This window comes from Actinocatenispora rupis (assembly GCF_016861975.1).
Classification (GTDB): Bacteria; Actinomycetota; Actinomycetes; order Mycobacteriales; family Micromonosporaceae; genus Actinocatenispora; species Actinocatenispora rupis.
This window is the reverse complement of record NZ_BOMB01000014.1, coordinates 23,005-41,519: the sequence shown is the minus strand read 5'-3', so window position 1 is coordinate 41,519 and position 18,515 is coordinate 23,005. Positions and strand designations below refer to the sequence as shown.

Annotated in this window: 14 protein-coding genes and 1 pseudogene; 3 read left to right on the top strand and 12 right to left on the bottom strand. The window is 72.5% G+C overall.

What is annotated here, in order from left to right:
• Positions 1–25 precede the first annotated feature (25 nt).
• Positions 26–1,237 (bottom strand): NADP-dependent isocitrate dehydrogenase, encoded by a 1,212-nt coding sequence (locus Aru02nite_RS12915; RefSeq protein WP_203657726.1) that lies wholly within the window; start codon positions 1,235–1,237, stop codon positions 26–28.
• A gap of 252 nt (positions 1,238–1,489) precedes the next feature.
• Here Aru02nite_RS12915 and Aru02nite_RS12910 point away from each other — a divergent pair, with 252 nt between their 5' ends.
• Positions 1,490–1,930, top strand: coding sequence for a DUF1707 domain-containing protein (locus Aru02nite_RS12910; RefSeq protein ID WP_203657725.1), 441 nt, complete (start codon positions 1,490–1,492; stop codon positions 1,928–1,930).
• Positions 1,931–1,958: 28 nt separating this feature from the next.
• On the opposite strand, the gene mdh is transcribed toward Aru02nite_RS12910, so the two are convergent.
• The 5 genes from mdh to Aru02nite_RS12885 form a co-directional block, all read right to left on the bottom strand.
• On the bottom strand, positions 1,959–2,909 hold the full coding sequence (gene mdh, locus Aru02nite_RS12905) for a malate dehydrogenase (protein WP_203657724.1): 951 nt from the start codon (positions 2,907–2,909) through the stop codon (positions 1,959–1,961).
• A 40-nt stretch (positions 2,910–2,949) separates the two neighbouring features.
• On the bottom strand, positions 2,950–3,813 hold the full coding sequence (locus Aru02nite_RS12900; protein ID WP_203657723.1) for a bifunctional methylenetetrahydrofolate dehydrogenase/methenyltetrahydrofolate cyclohydrolase: 864 nt from the start codon (positions 3,811–3,813) through the stop codon (positions 2,950–2,952).
• Positions 3,814–3,921: 108 nt separating this feature from the next.
• Positions 3,922–4,188, bottom strand: coding sequence for a UBP-type zinc finger domain-containing protein (locus Aru02nite_RS12895; RefSeq protein WP_203657722.1), 267 nt, complete (start codon positions 4,186–4,188; stop codon positions 3,922–3,924).
• Between the two features lie 4 nt (positions 4,189–4,192).
• Positions 4,193–5,749 carry a Na+/H+ antiporter gene (locus Aru02nite_RS12890; protein WP_203657721.1) on the bottom strand — a complete coding sequence of 519 codons (1,557 nt, stop codon included), beginning with the start codon at positions 5,747–5,749 and terminating at the stop codon, positions 4,193–4,195.
• 79 nt (positions 5,750–5,828) lie between these two features.
• Entirely contained in the window at positions 5,829–6,551 is a 723-nt protein-coding gene (locus Aru02nite_RS12885; RefSeq protein ID WP_203657720.1) for a TetR/AcrR family transcriptional regulator, read from the bottom strand.
• Between the two features lie 134 nt (positions 6,552–6,685).
• Here Aru02nite_RS12885 and Aru02nite_RS12880 point away from each other — a divergent pair, with 134 nt between their 5' ends.
• Together Aru02nite_RS12880 and Aru02nite_RS12875 are read left to right on the top strand one after the other, a co-directional pair.
• On the top strand, positions 6,686–8,146 hold the full coding sequence (locus tag Aru02nite_RS12880; protein ID WP_239076645.1) for an MFS transporter: 1,461 nt from the start codon (positions 6,686–6,688) through the stop codon (positions 8,144–8,146).
• 73 nt (positions 8,147–8,219) lie between these two features.
• Positions 8,220–9,581, top strand: a complete 1,362-nt coding sequence (locus tag Aru02nite_RS12875) for an FAD-binding oxidoreductase (protein ID WP_203657718.1) — start codon at positions 8,220–8,222, stop codon at positions 9,579–9,581.
• Positions 9,582–9,624: 43 nt separating this feature from the next.
• Here the strand turns inward: Aru02nite_RS12875 and Aru02nite_RS12870 are convergent, their stop codons facing one another.
• The 6 genes and pseudogenes from Aru02nite_RS12870 to purN all read right to left on the bottom strand — a co-directional run bounded on the left by Aru02nite_RS12870 (position 9,625) and on the right by purN (position 18,299).
• Positions 9,625–10,413, bottom strand: coding sequence for a class I SAM-dependent methyltransferase (locus Aru02nite_RS12870; RefSeq protein WP_203657717.1), 789 nt, complete (start codon positions 10,411–10,413; stop codon positions 9,625–9,627).
• Positions 10,414–10,425: 12 nt separating this feature from the next.
• Entirely contained in the window at positions 10,426–11,598 is a 1,173-nt protein-coding gene (locus Aru02nite_RS12865) for an ABC transporter substrate-binding protein (RefSeq protein ID WP_203657716.1), read from the bottom strand.
• Positions 11,599–11,609: 11 nt separating this feature from the next.
• On the bottom strand, positions 11,610–12,299 hold the full coding sequence (locus Aru02nite_RS12860; protein WP_203657715.1) for an enoyl-CoA hydratase/isomerase family protein: 690 nt from the start codon (positions 12,297–12,299) through the stop codon (positions 11,610–11,612).
• Positions 12,300–13,036: 737 nt separating this feature from the next.
• A pseudogene (locus Aru02nite_RS12855) lies at positions 13,037–14,767 on the bottom strand (sensor histidine kinase); the annotation flags it as partial.
• Between the two features lie 1,367 nt (positions 14,768–16,134).
• Entirely contained in the window at positions 16,135–17,694 is a 1,560-nt protein-coding gene (gene purH, locus Aru02nite_RS12850; protein WP_203657713.1) for a bifunctional phosphoribosylaminoimidazolecarboxamide formyltransferase/IMP cyclohydrolase, read from the bottom strand.
• Positions 17,691–18,299 carry a phosphoribosylglycinamide formyltransferase gene (purN, locus tag Aru02nite_RS12845; protein WP_239076644.1) on the bottom strand — a complete coding sequence of 203 codons (609 nt, stop codon included), beginning with the start codon at positions 18,297–18,299 and terminating at the stop codon, positions 17,691–17,693. Before purN ends, purH begins: the two co-directional genes overlap by 4 nt.
• Positions 18,300–18,515 lie beyond the last annotated feature (216 nt).

The following is an 18,515-nucleotide window of genomic DNA, read 5'->3' as shown; positions in this document are numbered from 1 at the left end:
TCCGGGCCGTTCGCGGTGGTACTCCTCAGGCGCGCTTGCCCGCCAGCCGGTCGGACACCGACGACATGAACTCGTCGGTCGTCTGCCACGGCGCGTCCTTGCCGATCAGCAGCGCCAGGTCCTTGGTCATCTGGCCGGACTCGACGGTCTCGACGCAGGCGGCCTCGATCTGGTGCGCGAAGTCGATCAGCTCGGGGGTGTTGTCCAGCTTGCCCCGGTGCTCCAGGCCCCGGCTCCACGCGAAGATCGACGCGACCGGGTTGGTCGACGTCTTCTCGCCCTTCTGCCAGCGCCGGTAGTGCCGGGTCACGGTGCCGTGCGCGGCCTCGGCCTCGACCGTACGGCCGTCGGGGGTCATCAGCACCGAGGTCATCAGGCCCAGCGAACCGAAGCCCTGCGCCACCACGTCGGACTGCACGTCACCGTCGTAGTTCTTGCAGGCCCACACGTACCCGCCGTCGCCCTTGATGGCCTGCGCCACCATGTCGTCGATCAGCCGGTGCTCGTACCAGATGCCGGCGGCGTCGAACTCCGCCTTGAACTCGGCCTCGAACACCTCGGCGAAGATGTCCTTGAACCGGCCGTCGTACGCCTTGAGGATCGTGTTCTTCGTCGACAGGTACACCGGGAACTTGCGCTCCAGCCCGTACCGGAACGAGGCGCGCGCGAAGTCGCGGATCGAGTCGTCGAAGTTGTACATGCCGACGGCGACGCCGCCGCCGGTGAAGTCGGCGACCTCGAACTCCATCGGCGAACCGTCGGTCGGGGTGTAGGTGATCGTCACCTTGCCCGGCCCCGGCACCACGAAGTCGCTCGCCTTGTACTGGTCGCCGTGCGCGTGGCGGCCGATGACGATCGGCTTGGTCCAACCCGGCACGTACCGCGGGATGTTGGACATGACGATCGGCTCGCGGAAGATCACGCCGCCGAGGATGTTACGGATCGTGCCGTTCGGCGAGCGCCACATCTTCTTGAGGCCGAACTCCTCGACCCGGGCCTCGTCCGGGGTGATCGTCGCGCACTTGACGCCGACGCCGTGCTTCTTGATCGCGTGCGCCGCGTCGATCGTGACCTGGTCGTCGGTCGCGTCGCGGTGCTCGATGCCCAGGTCGTAGTACTCAAGATCGACGTCGAGATACGGCAGGATCAGCTGGTCCTTGATCTGCTTCCAGATGATCCGGGTCATCTCGTCGCCGTCGAGCTCGACGACCGGGTTGGCTACCTTGATCTTGGCCATCGGCCGGGCTCTCCTCTCACTGTCATTAACAGTACGAGCGTACTGGAGACGGTGGCCGCCGCACAGCCCGGGGCGACCACGGTCACCACGGCCCGGGCGACCACGGTCGCGGATGGGGACAGCACCAGGGCCACCGGGTGCCAGCCCCAACACCGATCGACCTGCCGTCCGGATCGCCCCCGAACGGCCCGCACAGGAGAGTGGGTACCCAGCAGCCGGCGGACCTACCGCCGGGCGTCAGCGGAGGTAGTCATGGGTATCGCGACCGTCACCACGCACCTGTTCCGTCCGGGCCAGGTCCGGGTGGACCAGATCGACCGGGAGATCGCGACCCGCGTCGTCGACCAGGCGTACGCCCGCGGCCTGATCGACCAGGAACGCGCCGGACTCGCCCGCGCCGCCGTCGCCGACGCCCGTACCCGGGACGAGCTGGACGCCGGCGTCGGTGACCTGCCCGGCGCCGTCCGCCCCGCGTCCGGCCTGACCACCCTCGTCCGCGTACTCGCCGCGCTGTGCCTCGTGTCCACCGCCGTACAGGTGGTGGTGTGGGCGTCGATCGGGCTGGTCGGCGGCTGGGACACACCGTGGTGGCTGTGGTCCGCGGCGGTCGGGGCCGTCATCGTGACCGCACTGTGGTGGGTGGCCGAGACGCCGCGGCGTACCGCCCGGGTGCTGCACGCGGCGCACCACTGACCGCCCGCCACCACCGGGGAACCCGCGGTCACAGACCGGCGATCTGCTCCTGCTTCGCCCGGACCGTCTCGGCGGCCTCCCGCAGCGCGGCCAGCTCGTCGTCGGTCAGCGGCGTCGGCACCACCCGGCGTACGCCACCGGCGCCCAGCTCGGCCTCGACCCCCAGGTACACCCCGGACAGCCCGTACTCCCCGTCCAGCCAGGCGCAGACCGGCAGCACCACGCCGCTGTCCTCGACGACCGCGCGGGCCATCTGCGCCGCCGCGGCCGAGGGCGCGTAGTACGCGGAACCGGTCTTGAGCAGGGCGACGATCTCACCGCCGCCGGACCGGGTGCGCTCCACGATCTCGTCCAGCGTCTCGGCGTCGAGCAGCTCGACCAGCGGCCGACCGTCCACAGTGGACCGAGAGGGTACCGGGACCATCGTGTCGCCGTGCGAGCCGAGCGTCAGCGTACGAACCGACGAGCACGGTACGCCCAGCTCGTCGGCGACGAATGTGGCGAACCGCGCCGTGTCGAGAATGCCGGCCTGGCCGATCACCCGCTGCGGCGGGAACCCGGTCGCCAGCCGGGCCAGCGCGGTCATCTCGTCCAGCGGGTTGGACACGACGATCACGACCGCGTCCGGGGCGTGGCGCGCGACGTTCTCCGACACCTGGCGGACGATCTTCGCGTTCGTCTCCAACAGGTCCAGCCGGCTCATCCCCGGCTTGCGCGGCAACCCCGCGGTGACCACCACGACGTCCGCGCCGTCGACCGCCTCGTACCCCTCGCCGGAGGGGCCGGTGGTGCGGCCCACCAGCCGCGTCTCGAAACCCTCGATCGGCCTCGCCTGGCCGATGTCCAGCGCCAGCCCCTCGGCCCGGCCCTCGATCACGTCGGTCAGCACCACCGTGTCGAACGCGCCGGACTCGGCGAGCCGCTGCGCGGTCGTCGACCCGTAGAATCCGGCACCGATCACCGCGACCTTGCCAGCCATGGCGTACCCCCTGTCGGGTCCGGGCCCCGCGGGCCTCCGGTCAGCTCGCGGCCTCGGCCGCCTCCACCACGTTCGACAGCAGCATGGCGCGGGTCATCGGGCCGACCCCGCCCGGCATCGGCGCCAGGTGACCGGCCACCTCCGCCACGTCCGGGTGCACGTCGCCGACCAGCTTCGCCCTGCCGGACTCCTGCGGTACCCGGGTGATGCCGACGTCGAGGACCGCGGCGCCCGGCTTGACCATGTCCGGGGTGAGCAGGTGCGGGCGGCCCGCCGCGACGACCACCACGTCCGCGCCGCGGGTGTGCGCCGCCACGTCCCGGGTACCGGTGTGGCAGAGGGTGACCGTGGCGTTCTCCGAGCGGCGGGTCAGCAGCAGGCCCAGCGGGCGGCCGACCGTCGTACCGCGGCCGATGATCGTGACCTCCGCGCCGCGCAGACCCACCCCGTACCGGGTGAGCAGCTCGACGATGCCGCGCGGCGTGCACGGCAGCGCACCGGCCTCCCCGAGTACGAGACGGCCGAGGCTCACCGGGTGCAGCCCGTCGGCGTCCTTCGCCGGGTCGATGCGCTCCAGGATCGCCTGCGTGTCGATCTGCGCCGGCAGCGGTAGCTGCACGATGTATCCCGTGCAGGCCGGGTCGGCGTTCAGCTCGTCGACGGCGCGCTCCACGTCGGGCTGGGTGGCGTCGGCCGGCAGGTCCCGCCGGAGCGACGTGATGCCGACCTCGGCGCAGTCCCGGTGCTTGCCCGCCACGTACGCGTGGGAGCCGGGGTCGTCGCCGACCAGGATGGTGCCCAGGCCGGGCGTGACGCCGCGCTCGGACAGCGCCTTGACCCTGGCCCGCAGCTCGTCCTTGATCGCCGCCGCGGTGGCCTTGCCGTCCAGGATCGTCGCGGTCATCGAGGCGCCCTCCCAGGGGTACGCGTGGTGGAAAGCCGGTGCCCGCAGTCTTTCACGCCGGCCCCGCGGCACGTCAGCCGACCGGACGGACCGCCGGGTACGCGAGGGTCAGCCGACGGTCTCGTCGACGAAGCACCAGCGCCACGACTCGTGCGGCTCGAACGAGCGCATCACCGGGTGCGCGGTCTCGCCGAAGTGCAGGCTGGCGTGCTTGCGCGGGGACGAGTCACAGCAGCCGACGTACCCGCAGTCCAGGCAGAGCCGCAGGTGCACCCAGTCGTGCCGGCCCTCCGCCAGGCAGCCGACGCACCCGTCGGTACTCTGCGGCGCGGGGTCCGGCAGGTCGGCGATCTTCACCAGGTGCTCGCAGGTCATCGGGTCATTCCTCTCGGCTGAGCATGGACTCTTCGAGGTCCAGGTCGCGCTGGGCGCGGCGGAGGACCTCCTCGGGGATCCGGCCCGCGTCGCGCGCCTCGCGGAACACGATGCGCTCCGCATCGATCATCTCCTGTCGCAGCCGCCGGTACACCGCGGATGGGGCGCGACCAGGATCACCCAGCCGTTCCCATGCGGTGTTCGTCCGGGTCTGGGCGAGACCGCGCAGCCGCTTCATGACGTGCTCCGGTACCTCGGTGTCGGCGGACGCCTCCTCCAGCCGGTCGAGGGCCGCCCGGGTCGCGGCGTGCTGGACGGCGGCCTCGGCCAGCGCGTCCTGCGTCGGGTCGTCCGGGGGCAGCTTCAGCCGGCGTACCAGGGTGGGCAGGGTCAGGCCCTGGCCGACCAGCGTCACCACGATCACCGAGAACGCCAGCCACAGGAACAGGTCCCGCCCGGGGAACAGCCGAGGCAGCGAGAACGCCGCGGCCAGCGTCACCACGCCGCGCATCCCGGCCCACGCCAGTACGGTCGGCTTCGCCACGGCGGGCCGCGGCTCGCGCGCCCGTACCCGGGGGATGAGCCGCGCCAGGTACGTCGCCGGGTACATCCAGACGAAGCGGGCCAGGATCACGGTGCCGACCACGGCGGCGGTGGCGCCGACGATGACCGCCGGCGGTTCCTTGAGCGCGACCAGGATGCCCCGCAGCTGGAGGCCGACCAGCAGGAAGACCGCACCCTCCAGCAGGAACCGGACCATCGCCCAGAACGCGGCCATCTGGAGCCGGGACGCCGCGGACATCAGCAACGGCCAGCGGTGCCCCAGGTACAGGCCGGCGGTGACGACGGCGACCACGCCGGACGCGTCGATCGCCTCGGCCGGGAAGAACGCCACGAACGGGGTGAGCAGCGACAGCGAGTTGTCCAGCAGCGGATCGGTGGTACGCCGGTGCAGGAACGCGACGACGACCGCGACGACCAGGCCCACGGCGAGGCCGCCGCCGGCGGCGAGGACCGCGTGCCAGCCGATGTTGACGGCGCCGACCGAGGCGCCGACCGTCGCGCCGATCGCGACGCGCAGGGTGACCAGCGCGGTCGCGTCGTTGATCAGGCTCTCGCCCTCCAGGATCGTCACGACGGACCGCGGCAGCCCGATACGCCGGGCGACGGCGGTGGCGGCGACCGCGTCCGGCGGGGCGACGATCGCGCCGAGCGCGCAGGTCGCCGCGAGCGGCAGCGCCGGTACGACGGCGTGCAGCGCGAACCCCACGGCGAACGTGGTGAACAGCGTCAGCCCGATCGCCAGCAGCAGGATCGGCCGCAGGTGCAGCCGGAACGCCTGGACCGACGTCTCGATCGCCGCCACGTACAGCAGGGGCGGGAGGATGCCGACGAGCACGATCTCCGGGTCGAGGCGCACCTCCAGTACGCCGGGGAGCACCGAGATGGCGATGCCGACCAGTACCAGGAGGATCGGGGCGAGCAGCCGGATCCGCTTGGCCACGGCGTACACCGCGGTCACGACCACGGCGAGCAGAACGATCGTCTCCAGCTCGCTCACGAGACCTCTCCCCCGCGTTCCACGGTCAACGAGCGTACGTGCCGGCCGGGGGACGCACGCCGGCTCGTCCCAACCCGGGTCACGGCAGGTGGCGCGCCAGCCCGTCGAGGATCATGTCGAGGCCGTGCTCGAACCGTTCGTCGGAGTCGCCGGTCATCATCGCGTCGACCATCCGCACCGTGTGCGGGAACCGGTCCGGCGGCAGGCTGCGCAGGTAGTCACCGACCTGCGTCCAGTACCGACGGGCGTCGGACTCGTTGCGGAAGCCGCGGTTGCGGTAGAACGCGCCCTCCAGCACGTCGGCCGTGACGTACAGGGAGAGGCGGTCGACGCCCCAGGCGACGATCTGGTCGGGCAGCCCCGCGCCGGTGAGGATCCCCAGGTACGCCTCGGAGACGCGCAACCCGTTCGGCCCGAGCGGTACGCCGACCATGGCGGCGCGGGCGATGTCCCGGTGCCGCTGCATCGCACGCCGGGACGTACGGGTCACGGTGCGGACCGCGTCGCGCCAGTCGAGGTCGCTGGCGGCGGCGACCCGTTCGGCCTCGTCGACGACCTCGCCGAGCACCTCGTCGAGGACGAGTTCGATGAGTTCGTCCTTGTTCGCGACGTGCGCGTAGAGCGAGGCGGGGCCGGTGCCGAGGTCCTGCGCGACCCGGCGCATCGACACCGCGTCGAGCCCTTCGGCGTCGAGCAGGCGCAGCGCTGCGGCGACGATCGCGTCCTGGCTGAGCGGCTGCCGTACCGGCCGTTTCCCGGTACGCCACGGCGGCGCCGGGATGTCGGTCGTGCGCCTGGTCACCGCGTCCTCCTTCGCCGCCGCGCGTCGGGCGGGCACGTCGAACGGTAGCACTTGACCCGATCGCCATTCGCACTGTAGAACACCGTCTTATGAACGAACACCGTTCGTCAAGCGATCAACGTACGGGAGGCGCCGTGACGGCCACCGCCCACCCCACGACGCAGGACACGAAACCCCCCGGACCACCGGGCTACCGGTACCGGTGGCTCGGCCTCGCCGTGGTGCTGTGCGCCGAGGTGATGGACCTGCTCGACAGCACCGTCACGACCGTCGCGGCGCCGACCGTACGGCGTTCGCTCGGCGGCGGTACGGCGCTCATGCAGTGGCTGACCGCGGCGTACACGCTGGCGTTCGCGCTGGGGCTGATCACCGGCGGGCGGCTCGGCGACCTGTTCGGGCGGCGCCGAATGTTCCTCGTCGGCGCGGCCGGCTTCACCGCCGCGTCCGTCGCGTGCGGGCTCGCCACCGGCCCCGGCACCCTCGTCGCCGCCCGCGTACTCCAGGGCGTGTTCGGCGCGGTGCTCATCCCGCAGGGCTTCGGCCTGCTGAAGGAGATGTTCCCGCCCGAGGAGACCGGCCGGGCGTTCGGCGCGTTCGGCCCGGTGATGGGGCTGTCCGCGGTCGGCGGGCCGATCCTCGCCGGCGTCCTCATCGACGCCGACCTGTACGGCACCGGGTGGCGCGCCATCTTCCTCATCAACCTGCCGATCGGGCTCGCCGCGGTGCTCGGCGCCGCGCTGTTCCTGCCGACGGTCCCCGCCGTACGCGGTCAGCGGCTCGACCCGCTCGGCGTGCTGCTCGTCGGCGGCGGCCTCGTCGCCCTGCTGTACCCGCTGGTGCAGGGGCGTGAGCTGGGCTGGCCGTGGTGGGGCTTCGCGCTGCTCGGCCTCGGGGTCGCGCTGCTCGTCGCGTTCGCCGGCCACCAGGTACGCCGGGCGCGCGCCGGCCGCGACCCGCTCGTACCGCCGGCGCTGTTCCGGCGACGGTCGTTCACCGGCGGGCTCGTCCTCGGCGTCGTGTTCTTCACCGCGGTGATGGGCATGCTGCTGACGCTCGGGCTGTACCTGCAGCTCGGGCTGGGGTACACGCCGGTCCGGGCGAGCCTCACCACCGCGCCGAACGCGTTCGGGATCGTCGTCGGCAGCATCCTCGCCGGCACCCTCTCCGCCCGCCTCGGCCGTCGCGCGCTGCACCTCGGCCTCGCCGTCATCGCCGTCGGGCTCACCGGCCTGACCGTGCTGGTCACCCTGGTCGGCACCACCCTCACCCCCTGGTACTTCACGGCCCCGCTGCTCGTCGTCGGCGTCGGCCTGGGGCTGGTGTTCGCACCGCTGTTCGGTTTCGTACTGGGCGAGGTGGCGGGTGACGAGGTCGGCGCCGGCTCCGGCGTACTCAACGCGGTGCAGCAGGTCGCGAACGCCACGGGCGCCGCCGTCGTCGGCACGCTGTTCTTCACCGTCGCGGGCACGCACCCCGACGCCACCGCGTACACGGGGGCGGTGCGGGTGGTGCTGCCCGTGGTGATCGCGGTCGTCGCGGTCAGCTTCGCCCTGGTGTACCTGTTGCCGAAGCGGGCCGCCGCCGGCGCGGGCTGACGGCCGGTCGCCGCCCCGCACGGCTGGGCACGATCCGATACGGTCGGCGGGACGGCGAGCGACGGAGGAGTCGATGGCGGACACCGGTCGGATCGAGACGCTGCCGGAAGCGTTGCACGGCAAGGGGTTCCGGCCCGGCGACCCGGGGTACGACGAGCTGTGCTCCGGGTGGAACAGCCGGGTGCGGCACCGGCCGGACCTGGCGGTCGCCGCCACCGACCCGGCCGACGTGGCCGCCGCGGTGCGGCTGGCCGGTGCCTTCGGGCTGTCCGTCCGGGTGCAGGGCACCGGGCACGGCGCGCTGCTGCCGCAGTACGGCGGGGTGCTCGTGGCGACCCGGATCGGCGGCGCCACGGTCGATCCCGCCGGCCGTACGGTGACCGTCGGCGCCGGGACGCGGTGGCAGGACGTGCTCGCCGCCGCCGCACCGTACGGGTTGGCCGGGCTCACCCCGCCCGCCCCCAGCGTCGGCGTCACCGGATACGCGCTGGGCGGCGGCGCCGGCTGGTTCGCCCGGCGGTACGGGCTGTGTTCGGACAGCGTACTGGCCGCCGAGGTGGTCACCGCCGACGGCCGGATCCGTTGGGTGGACGGCGATTCCGAGCCCGAACTGTTCCGCGGGCTGCGCGGCGCGGACGACAACCTCGGCATCGTGACCCGGCTGCGCCTGCGGCTGTTCCCGATCGCCGAGATCTACGGCGGCGCGCGCTACTGGCCGATCGAGCGCGCGGCCGAGATCATCGGCCGGTACCGGGAGTGGACCGGCACGGTGCCCGACGACACGACCTCGTCGGTCGCGTTCATGCAGTTCCCGGCGAGCCCCAAGCTGCCGGAACCGTTGCGCGGCAAGGCGGTCGTCGGGGTCCGCGCGGTGCACCTCGGCCCCGGCGGCCCCGACGTGCTGGCGCCGCTGCGGGCGCTGCCGGGCGAGCTGACCGACTCGTACCGGACGATGCCGGTGACCGACATCGGTTCCATCACGAACGACTCGACCGCCCCGCTGCCCCGCATCGGCTACTCCCGCGGACTGTCCGATGTGGACGACAAACTGACCGGCCGGCTCGTCGACGCGGCCCATCCGGGCGCCACGTACGGCGCGCTGGAGCTGCGGCACGCGGGCGGCGCGCACGCCCACGACGACCCCGGCCTCGGGTACGACGGGGCCGGGTTCCTGCTGTTCACGATGGCGGTCACCCCGGACGACGCCGCCGTACGCGGGGCCGAGGAGTTCGCCGCCGCGCTCACCGCGGCGACCGCCGACCACCTCGCCCCGCGGAACCTGATGTCGTTCCTGCTGGCGCCGCCCGGGCCGGTCGACATGGCCGAGCGCGTGCGCGGCGTCTTCGCCCCCTGGTACTACGAGCGCCTCGCCGCGCTCAAGTCCGAGTACGACCCGGCCGGCATGTTCGGCGGCGACCGGCCGATCGTCCCCTGACCGGCGACGCCCCGGGGCCGGCCGCCCGGGGCGTACGCGGGGGTCACTCCGGGCGGCGGCCGCGGACCGAGTGCATCAGGTAGGAGTTCATCACCAGCGACGGGTCGTCGATCAGGTCGAGGAACGCGCCGAACTGCTCGGCTGTCACGATTCCCTTGCCCACCAACTGATCCCGCACCTGTACGGCGTTCGCCCGGTGCAGCCGCGCGCCCGGCGACCCGCCCGGCCACGACTCGCAGTACGCGGTGCTGGCGCAGTCGGCGAAGCCCTTGTCGCGCATCGCGGCCAGCGCGTTGCGGCCCCACGCCGAGTCGCCGCCGATGTCGTCGATGAGCCGGTGCACGCCGCCGCTCACCGCCGCGAACAGCTCCCGGCTCGCCTCGTCCGGCGCCGCCAGCAGCGGCAGGTACGAGCAGTCGAACTCGTCGAGCAGCAGCCACCCGCCGGGCTTCAGCGCGGTCCGGATGCGCTCCAGCGCGCGCAACCGGCCGGGCAGGTGCAGCAGGACGAGCCGGGCGTGCACGAGGTCGAACCCGGCCTCCGGCAACGGATCGGTGACGATGTCGTGCTGCCGTACGGTCACTCCCGGCGCCGAACTGTCCATTCTGGACGGATCGATGTCGGTGGCCAGTACCGAACCGGTCGGGCCGACGGCGCCGGCGAGCCAGCGCGCGACCGAGCCGCCACCGCCGCCGACCTCCAGGCAGTGCCAGCCCGCGGCGACACCCAGCTCACCGAGCCGGGCCACGGTCACCTTGTCGTACAAGGACTCCAGCGCGGCGAACCGGTCGACGGTCTGCTCCCCGGAGTTGTCGAACACGTACTCGGGCACTTCTTCTGCCTCCTAGTCGCCGAGGGTGCCGAGGTCCTGCACGACCACGTTGGACAGCACCTCGCCGTCCCGCTGGACCTTGCGCAGGTACCACTTCTGCACGGGTACGCCGTTGCGGCCGAACGTCCACGCGCCGCGCGGGCTGTCCACCTGGCCCACCGCGGCGATCGCGTCGAACAGCCGCGGCCCGCTCAGATCCGACCCGGCCGCGGTGACCGCCCGGTCGAGTACGGCGAAGGCGTCGTGCGCGGACACCGAGAACGCGTTGGGCAGCGCATCGTACTCGTCCTGGTAGGCCGCGACGTACGAGCGGTTGGCGGGGCTGTCGAGGTCGGGCGAGTAGTACATGGCGTTGAGGAGGCCGGTCGCGGCGGAACCCTCCTGCTTCAACGTGTTGCTGCCCTCGGTCATGAACCCCGGCGCGTAGAGCTGGTAGTCGTCCGCCACCCCGTACTTCTGGTACTGCTGCACGAAGTTGACCGCGTCGGCGCCGGCGTAGAACGCGTAGACCGCGTCCGCGTCGGAGTTGCGCACCTGGTCGAACGCCGAGCGGAAGTCCTTCGTCCCCGGGAACGGCGTGTACACCGTGCCGGCGATCTTCCCGCCCGCCGGGACGAACGTCGTCTTGAAACTGTTCAGGTAGTCGTGACCGGCCTGGTAGTCCGGCCCGATCAGGAACACCTTGTCGGACTTGTGCGCGGCGGCGACGTACCGGCCGAGCGAGATGCCGGAGTGCGCGTTGATGAAACCGGTGCTGCGCACGTAGTCCCGGCCCTGGGTGGCCGACGAGTTCGCGCACGAGCCGAGCAGCGGGACCTTCGACTTCGGCGCCACCTCGGCCGCGCCGCCGATGCCCAGCGAACTGATGCAGCCGGTGATGACGTGCACCCGGTCCTGGTCGATCAGCTTCTTCGCCGCCGCGGCGGCGCTCTCCTGCGTCACGCCCTCGTCCGCGTGGAACAGCTGCACCGGCCGGCCGCCGACCTTGTTGCCGTTGAGCTTCAGGTACAGCGTGAAGCCCTTCAGCTCGTCGGCGCCGATCGGCAGGTACGGCCCGACCTTCGGCAGGATCAGCCCGACGCGGATCGGGTCGCGCTGCACCGTCTCGGTCGTCGTACAGCCGGATCCGGCCAGCGCGGTGCCGGCCAGCGCGGCGCCGAGACCGAGGAAACGCCTGCGGCTCAAGGGTTGTCGTGTCACCTGTCTGCCTTCAGTGTGGCGAGGCAGTCGTCGTACGCCTCGCGGTAGGTGCCGGTCAGCCCGTGCCCGATCAGCCGCTTCGTCAGCGGTACCGCGTGCAACGCCGTCCGGTACGGCGCGATCAACGCCTCGGCCGCGTCCGCGTCCGGTACCACGTGGTCGACGAGACCCGCCTCGTACGCCTCGGCCGGGGTGAGGTTGCCGCCCGCCAGCATCAGCCGCACCGCGACCCGGGGGCCGACCGTACGCGCCAACCGGTACGGCATCAGGCCGGGGAACATGCCCTCGTCGACCGCCGGCATGCCCAGTTTCGCGTCCTCGCAACAGATCCGTACGTCCGCGGTGAGCGCGAGCTGGATCGCGCCGCCCAGGCAGAACCCGTGCACCAGCGCCACGGTGACCGCGGGCAGCGCCTCGAACCGCCGGTACACCCGCTCCTGGAGTTCGAAGAAGTCCGCCGGCACGCCCTCGTCGGCGACCATCGTCAGGTCCAGCCCGACACTGAACGCCCGACCGGAACCGCGCAGCACCACCACCCGCACGTCCGGCTCCTGCTCGACCCGGTCCAGCGCCGCGCCGAGATCGGCGAGCAGCTCCCGGTTGAGCGCGTTCAGCTTCGCGGAGCGGTCCAGGGTCAGTACCGCGGTGGGCCCGTCGACGGTCAACCCGATCAGACTCTGCGCCATCTGTCGTCCTCCACATCGCAGCGCGCCGCACCGTACCGGTGGCGCGTCCGTTCGGAGGTGCGTGGACGACGCGGCGCTGCGCCGTACACCCGCACCCGGCCCGGCGGCCGGACCGTGCCGCACCGCCGACGACGCCGTCACGCGTCGGGCCCGGCGGCCCGGCCGCGCTCGATGCCCCGCTGGTACGCCGACAGCAGCCCGCGTACCGACTCCGGGGAGCGGCGCGCCACCGGCTTCGGGCCCTCCACCGCCCCCGGTACCAGCTCCGCCATCGGCTGCCGGCGCGGCAGCCCCCCGGTGCCCGGCGCGGGCGGCGGCGCGGGCTTGGCCGCACCCACCGCCGACGCCGCCCGCCATCCACTGTCCGCCGTCGTACGCCACTGGTCGGCCGGTGCCTCCGCGGCGCTCGGCGGCGGCCGCCGCAGCCACGCCGACACCCCGTCCGCCGCGTCCGCCCGCACCGGTTCCGCCGGCGCCGCGTCGCCATGCACCGTGTCGCCGTGCATCACGTCGGCCCGCGCCGGGTCGGCGTGCACCGTGTCGTCGCTCACCGGCGACACCGTCCGATGCTCGTACGTCGTTTGCGCCCCAACGGTTCCCCGCGACACCGGCGCCACCGGGTACTCGGCCGGGGCCGCCGGTACGGCACGGCGCGGCGCCACCGGTACCGGGGTCGGCGCGGGACGACGCTGGGCGCCGACCGCGGCCGGTCGCCGCGCCGGCGGGACGTCGTCGTCGAGCAGGTCGCCCGGCATCACGACCTCGGCGAGCGTGCCGCCGCCGGTCGCCGGGCGCAGCTCCACCGTGACGCCGATCCGGCGGGCGATCCGGCCCACCACGACCAGACCCATCATCCGGGACGCGGCGACGTCCACCGGCGGCGGACTCGCCAGCCGCTCGTTCAGCTCGGCCAACTGCTCCGGGGCGATGCCGATGCCGCGGTCCACGATCGTCACGTATGCCCGGTGCCCCACCCGGCACGCCTCCAGCAGTACGACCGTGTCCGGGCGGGAGAACGCCGTCGCGTTGTCCAGCAGCTCCGCGACCAGGTGCACCACGTCGTTGACCGCACCGGCCGCCACCCGTACGTCCGGGTCCACCACCCCGAACTCGACCCGCGTGTACTGCTCGATCTCGCCCTGCGCCGCCCGCAGCACGTCCGACAGCGGGGCCGCGTCCCGCCGGGACCGCGCCGCGTTGGCACCCGCGAGTACCAGCAGGTTGTCGTTGTTGCGGCGCATCCGGGTGGCCAGGTGGTCCAGCTGGAACAGCTGCGCCAGCCGGTCCGGGTCCTCCTCGCCGCTCTCCAGTCCGTCGAGCTGGCCGATCAGCCGGTCCACCATCACCTGGCTGCGACGCGCCAGGTTGACGAACAGCATCGACACGCCCGCGCGCATCACGGCCTGCTCGGCCGCCCCGCGCACCGCCTCCCGGTGCACCGCGTTGAACGCCTGCGCGACCTGACCGATCTCGTCCCGGCCCGACACCGGCACCGCGTCCCGTACCTGCTCGGCGAACTCGGCCGGGGTCCGGTCGCCCAGCCCCTCCTCCTCGCGCAGCCGCGCCACCGAACCCGGCAGCTCCCGGTACGCCACGTCCAGGGCGCCCTGCCGCAGCCGCCGCAGCGACCCCGCCATGCCGCGTGCCACGATCAGCGTCAGGCCGATCGCCAGCACCAGCGTCACCGCCACCGCGCCGGCCTCGATCGCCGCCTGGTCGATCCGCGAATCGTGGTACGCCGTCAGCCGGTCCACCAGCTCGCCGTCCGTCTGCGCCTCGACCTTGCGCATCAGCGCCCGCTGCCCCGCGTACGCCTGGTCGACGTCGTCGATCGAGGTCGGCAGCGACAAAGGCCGGCCCAGCCCGGTCTGCGCCATCGTGCCCTCGACCCGCTGCACCATCTGCACCGCGGCACCCTGCATCGACCGGCTGAACAGCGAACGGTCCGCCGCCGGGGCCGTCCCGTCGAACTCCAGCAGCGCCTCGTCGCGCGCCGTCGTCGCACCCACGAAGTTCTTCTGCAACTCCGGCGTCAGCGCGCCGAACTGCACCGCACGCAGCACGTTCAGCTGCTCCAGCGCCAGGTTCTCCATCGCCGTCGACATCGACGCCGACGCGCCCGCCAGATCCGACGTGCCAGAACTCGCGCCCAACTGCGTCAACTTCTGCCGGAACGAGATCAGATCCGCAATCAGGATCCGGTACTTGAACACCGCCGCGGACAGCGCGATCTTCCCCGGCGTCGAGATCGACAGTCGCAGGTCGCGCAGGTTCGCCACGCCGGCGTCGATCGCGTCCAGCCCGGACACGTCACCGGACACCGCCGCCCGACGCGACGCGTACGTCGTCGCGGCACGGTCGGTGGCGCTGCGCGACGTCTCCAGCTGCCGGGTCAACTGGTCCTGCCGCTTCGCCGACGCGAACAGGTACGTCGCCGACACCGCCCGCTCGTCCTGAAGCCGCTGCACCAGCACACCCGCCGACGACGACAGCCGGGCGAGCGCCAGTACCCGGTTGGCGTCGAGGCCCTGCCCGGCCACCTCACCCAGACTGATCGCCGCCAGCGCGAGGATCGCCACGATCGGAATGACCAACAGGGCGGCGAGCTTCGACCTGACCCGCACGTTCCGGAGCGAGGGCAGGTGGCCTCCGCGCGCCGTGCCGCCCGCCGATTTCCGAGTACGCCCAGCCAATGAGCTACCTTCCCCGGTGCGTGCCTCCCGTACCGACGGCACAGCTACTTCCCTTGGGGCACAACAGTTCCCTCACCGAGAGAACACTGACCGGTGTCGACCGCACCGGTGCGGAGAAACGGTCGGGCCAACGACCGCACGACAACCGGAACCCGCGGAAACAATGCGCGGTACGAAATGCACGAAGTAAGAGTTATACGCCTCGCTCAGTTAAAGCCCTGGAAGATCATGCTTTCGTCGTATCGGGCGCCGATGTTACAGACCGAACCTATCGAGTTCAAGATCCCATCGAACATAACGAATGGACGTTGATGTGCTCTCTGCGGCGTTGACCGGCGCGTACATCCGTTTTACGCGAAACGACACGCGACGTTCACGGTGGCGGGGACGTTGCCGTACGCAAATCGCGGTAAGCGGCGCGGGGCGTACGCGGGAAGATCCCCGCGGCGGCACGGGGAGGGCCAGAAGGGCACACGGGGCGTACGCCGGAAGCTCGCCACGGCGGCACGGGAAGGGCCGGAGGGGCCGCGCGGGAAGGGGCGGAGGGGCCGCGCCGGAACTGTCGCGGGGACGGCACCGGGAGGCGTCCCGGGGGCACGCGGGAACCGTCACGGCAGGGAACGCGAGCGCGTCACGGCGCGAAGTTCCGGCGCAGTACGGCAGGAACGCGGGCGCGTGATGGAGCAGCACGGCAGGAAACGCGGGCGCGTGATGGCGTGAATGCCAGAGCAGCACGGCCGGCCGCGGGCACCTGACGGCGCGAATGCTGCAGCAGCACGGTCGGAAGCGCTGAAGCGCCACGGCCGGAACATGCTGGAACTGGTGGAGCAGCACGGCCGGGAGGCGCCAGAGCGCTACGGCCGAAGCGTGCTGGGACTGCTGGAAGGGCCGCACGGGTGGCGCTGGCGACAGCGGGATGTCATACCCCCACCCACCCTGGGGGGCGCACCCCGACACGATCCTACGGCCAAACACAACAGCCCGCCCCGGCCTGTGGACAGACCGGGGCGGGCTGTGGACAACCTGCCGACCGCCAGGTCGACGTGCTACGAGCGCGTCGTCGACGTGCCAAGAACCGGCCACATCAACGCCGCGCCCCAGCGCCGACCAACGTGCGCCGGCACCCGCCGCCGCCCGGTACGTCAGTGGAAGAAGTGCCGGGTGCCGGTGAAGTAGAGCGCGATGCCGGCGGCTTCGGCGGCGGCGATGACCTCGGGGTCGTTCTTCGAGCCGCCGGGTTCGACGACGGCGCGTACGCCGGCCTCGGTCAGTACCTCCAGGCCGTCGGCGAACGGGAAGAAGGCGTCGGACGCTCCGACGGCCGACGCGGCCCGTTCGGTACCGGCGCGGGTGACGGCGAGCCGCGCGGAGTCGACGCGGTTGACCTGGCCCATGCCGACACCGACGGTGGCGCCGTCGGCGGCGAGCAGGATCGCGTTGGACTTGACGGCGCGTACGGCCCGCCACGCGAACGCCAGGTCGCGCAGTGTCGCCTCGTCGACGGGCTTGCCGGTGACGAGCCGCCAGTTGGCCGGGTCGTCGCCGTCGGCGTCGATCCGGTCGGCGTCCTGCACGAGCACCCCGCCCGAGATCGGCTTGTACTCCAGCCCCGACGCGGGCAGTGACGCGCACCGGAGTACGCGGAGGCTCTTGCGGCGGGCGAGGACCTCGACGGCACCGTCCTCGTACGCGGGGGCGATGACGACCTCGGTGAAGATCGGCGCGATCTGCTCGGCGAGGGCGACGGTGACCTCACGGTTGACCGCGATGACCCCGCCGTACGCGGAGACGGGGTCGCAGGCGTGCGCCTTGCGGTGCGCCTCGGCCACGTCGGCGCCGATCGCGATGCCGCACGGGTTGGCGTGCTTGATGATCGCGACGCACGGTTCGGCGAAGTCCCACGCGGCACGCCACGCGGCCTCGGTGTCCGTGTAGTTGTTGTACGACATCTCCTTGCCGTGCAACTGGTCCGCGTCGGCGAGCCCGCCCCGGCCATCGGTGTACAGCGCGGCGGACTGGTGCGGGTTCTCGCCGTACCGCAGGACGGCGCGGCGGTCCCAGGTGGCGCCCGTGAACGCGGGGAACTCGCCGGCCTCCGGCTCCGTCGCGGCGAACCAGGACGCGACGGCCACGTCGTAGCGCGCGGTGTGCGCGAACGCCTCGGCCGCCAGCGCCCGCCGCCGCCCGTACGTGAAGCCGCCGGCGCGGACCTCCGCCAGCACCTCCTCGTACGTCCCGGGGTCGGTGACGACGGCGACGTTGGCGTGGTTCTTCGCCGCGCCGCGCACCATCGACGGGCCGCCGATGTCGATCTGCTCGATGATCTCGTCCGGCGCGGCGCCCGACGCGACCGTCTGCTGGAACGGGTACAGGTTGCTGACCAGCAGTTCGAACGGCTCCACGGCCAGTTCGGCGAGCTGCGCCCGGTGTGCGTCCAGCCGTACGTCGGCGAGCAGGCCGGCGTGCACCTTCGGGTGCAGCGTCTTGACCCGGCCGTCCAGGCACTCGGGGAATCCGGTCAGCTCCTCGACCCGGGTCACCGTCAGGCCGGCCTCGGCGATCCGCGCCGCGGTCGACCCGGTCGACACGAGCTCGACGCCCGCCTCGGCCAGCCCGCGGGCCAGCTCGACCAGCCCGGTCTTGTCGTACACGCTGATCAGGGCGCGGCGGACCGGCGTACGGTCCTGCGCGGGGGCGGTCATTCTGGCACCGTGACCTTTCTTCCGGTGACCGTCCAGCCCTTCCGGACCATCCGGCCGACGTACTCCACCAGCTGCGGCCGTTCGGCCTGCTTGATGCGCTCGGACAGGGTGTCCTCGGTGTCGTCGTCGAGCACCGGCACAGCCACCTGCGCGATGATCGCTCCGGTGTCCACACCCTCGTCCACCAGGAACAACGTCGCCCCGGCGATCTTCACCCCGTACGCCAGCGCGTCCCGCGGCCCGTGGATCCCCGGGAACGCCGGCAGCAGCGCGTTGTGCGTGTTGACGTAGCGCCCGGTGAAGCGGGCCAGAAACGCCGGCCCGACGAGCTTCAGGAAACCGGCCGACACCACCAGGTCCGGCTCGTACTTGGCGACCTGCTCGGTCAGCGCGACGTCCCACGCGGCCCGGTCGGCGTAGTCGCCCACCCGCGCCACGAACGTGTCGGCGCCGGCCCGCGCGCCCCGGGCCAGGCCCTCGACGCCCGGCCGGTCCGCACCGACGGCCACGACCCGCGCCCCGTACGCCTCGTCGGCGCAGGCGTCGAGCAGGGCCTGCAGGTTGGAACCGGCCCCGGAGACCAGGACGACGAGGCGAGCGGCCACACCAGACTCCTCAGACGCCGGGCGCGCGACGGCCCGTGCATCGGCTGCTACCAGGGGCGATGCGACCACCATAGCCGGTACGCCGGGCCACCCGGCCGCCGGCTCCCGACGGTCCCGTACGGACCGCATCGCGCGCCTCTCCCAGCGAAGTTGGCTTGACTCGGTAAGACTGGGACGCCGAAGATCTCTATCAGGCTTCCAGCCCTGGAAGCCGTC

Bases quoted from the DNA above. Each gene is read 5' to 3' on its own strand.
- Aru02nite_RS12900 (WP_203657723.1), bottom strand. From the start codon at position 3,813: ATGACCGCGACGATCCTGGACGGCAAGGCCACCGCGGCGGCGATCAAG.
- Aru02nite_RS12915 (WP_203657726.1), bottom strand. From the start codon at position 1,237: ATGGCCAAGATCAAGGTAGCCAACCCGGTCGTCGAGCTCGACGGCGAC.
- Aru02nite_RS12910 (WP_203657725.1), top strand. From the start codon at position 1,490: ATGGGTATCGCGACCGTCACCACGCACCTGTTCCGTCCGGGCCAGGTC.
- mdh (WP_203657724.1), bottom strand. From the start codon at position 2,909: ATGGCTGGCAAGGTCGCGGTGATCGGTGCCGGATTCTACGGGTCGACG.
- Aru02nite_RS12875 (WP_203657718.1), top strand. From the start codon at position 8,220: ATGGCGGACACCGGTCGGATCGAGACGCTGCCGGAAGCGTTGCACGGC.
- Aru02nite_RS12895 (WP_203657722.1), bottom strand. From the start codon at position 4,188: ATGACCTGCGAGCACCTGGTGAAGATCGCCGACCTGCCGGACCCCGCG.
- Aru02nite_RS12860 (WP_203657715.1), bottom strand. From the start codon at position 12,299: ATGGCGCAGAGTCTGATCGGGTTGACCGTCGACGGGCCCACCGCGGTA.
- purH (WP_203657713.1), bottom strand. From the start codon at position 17,694: ATGACCGCCCCCGCGCAGGACCGTACGCCGGTCCGCCGCGCCCTGATC.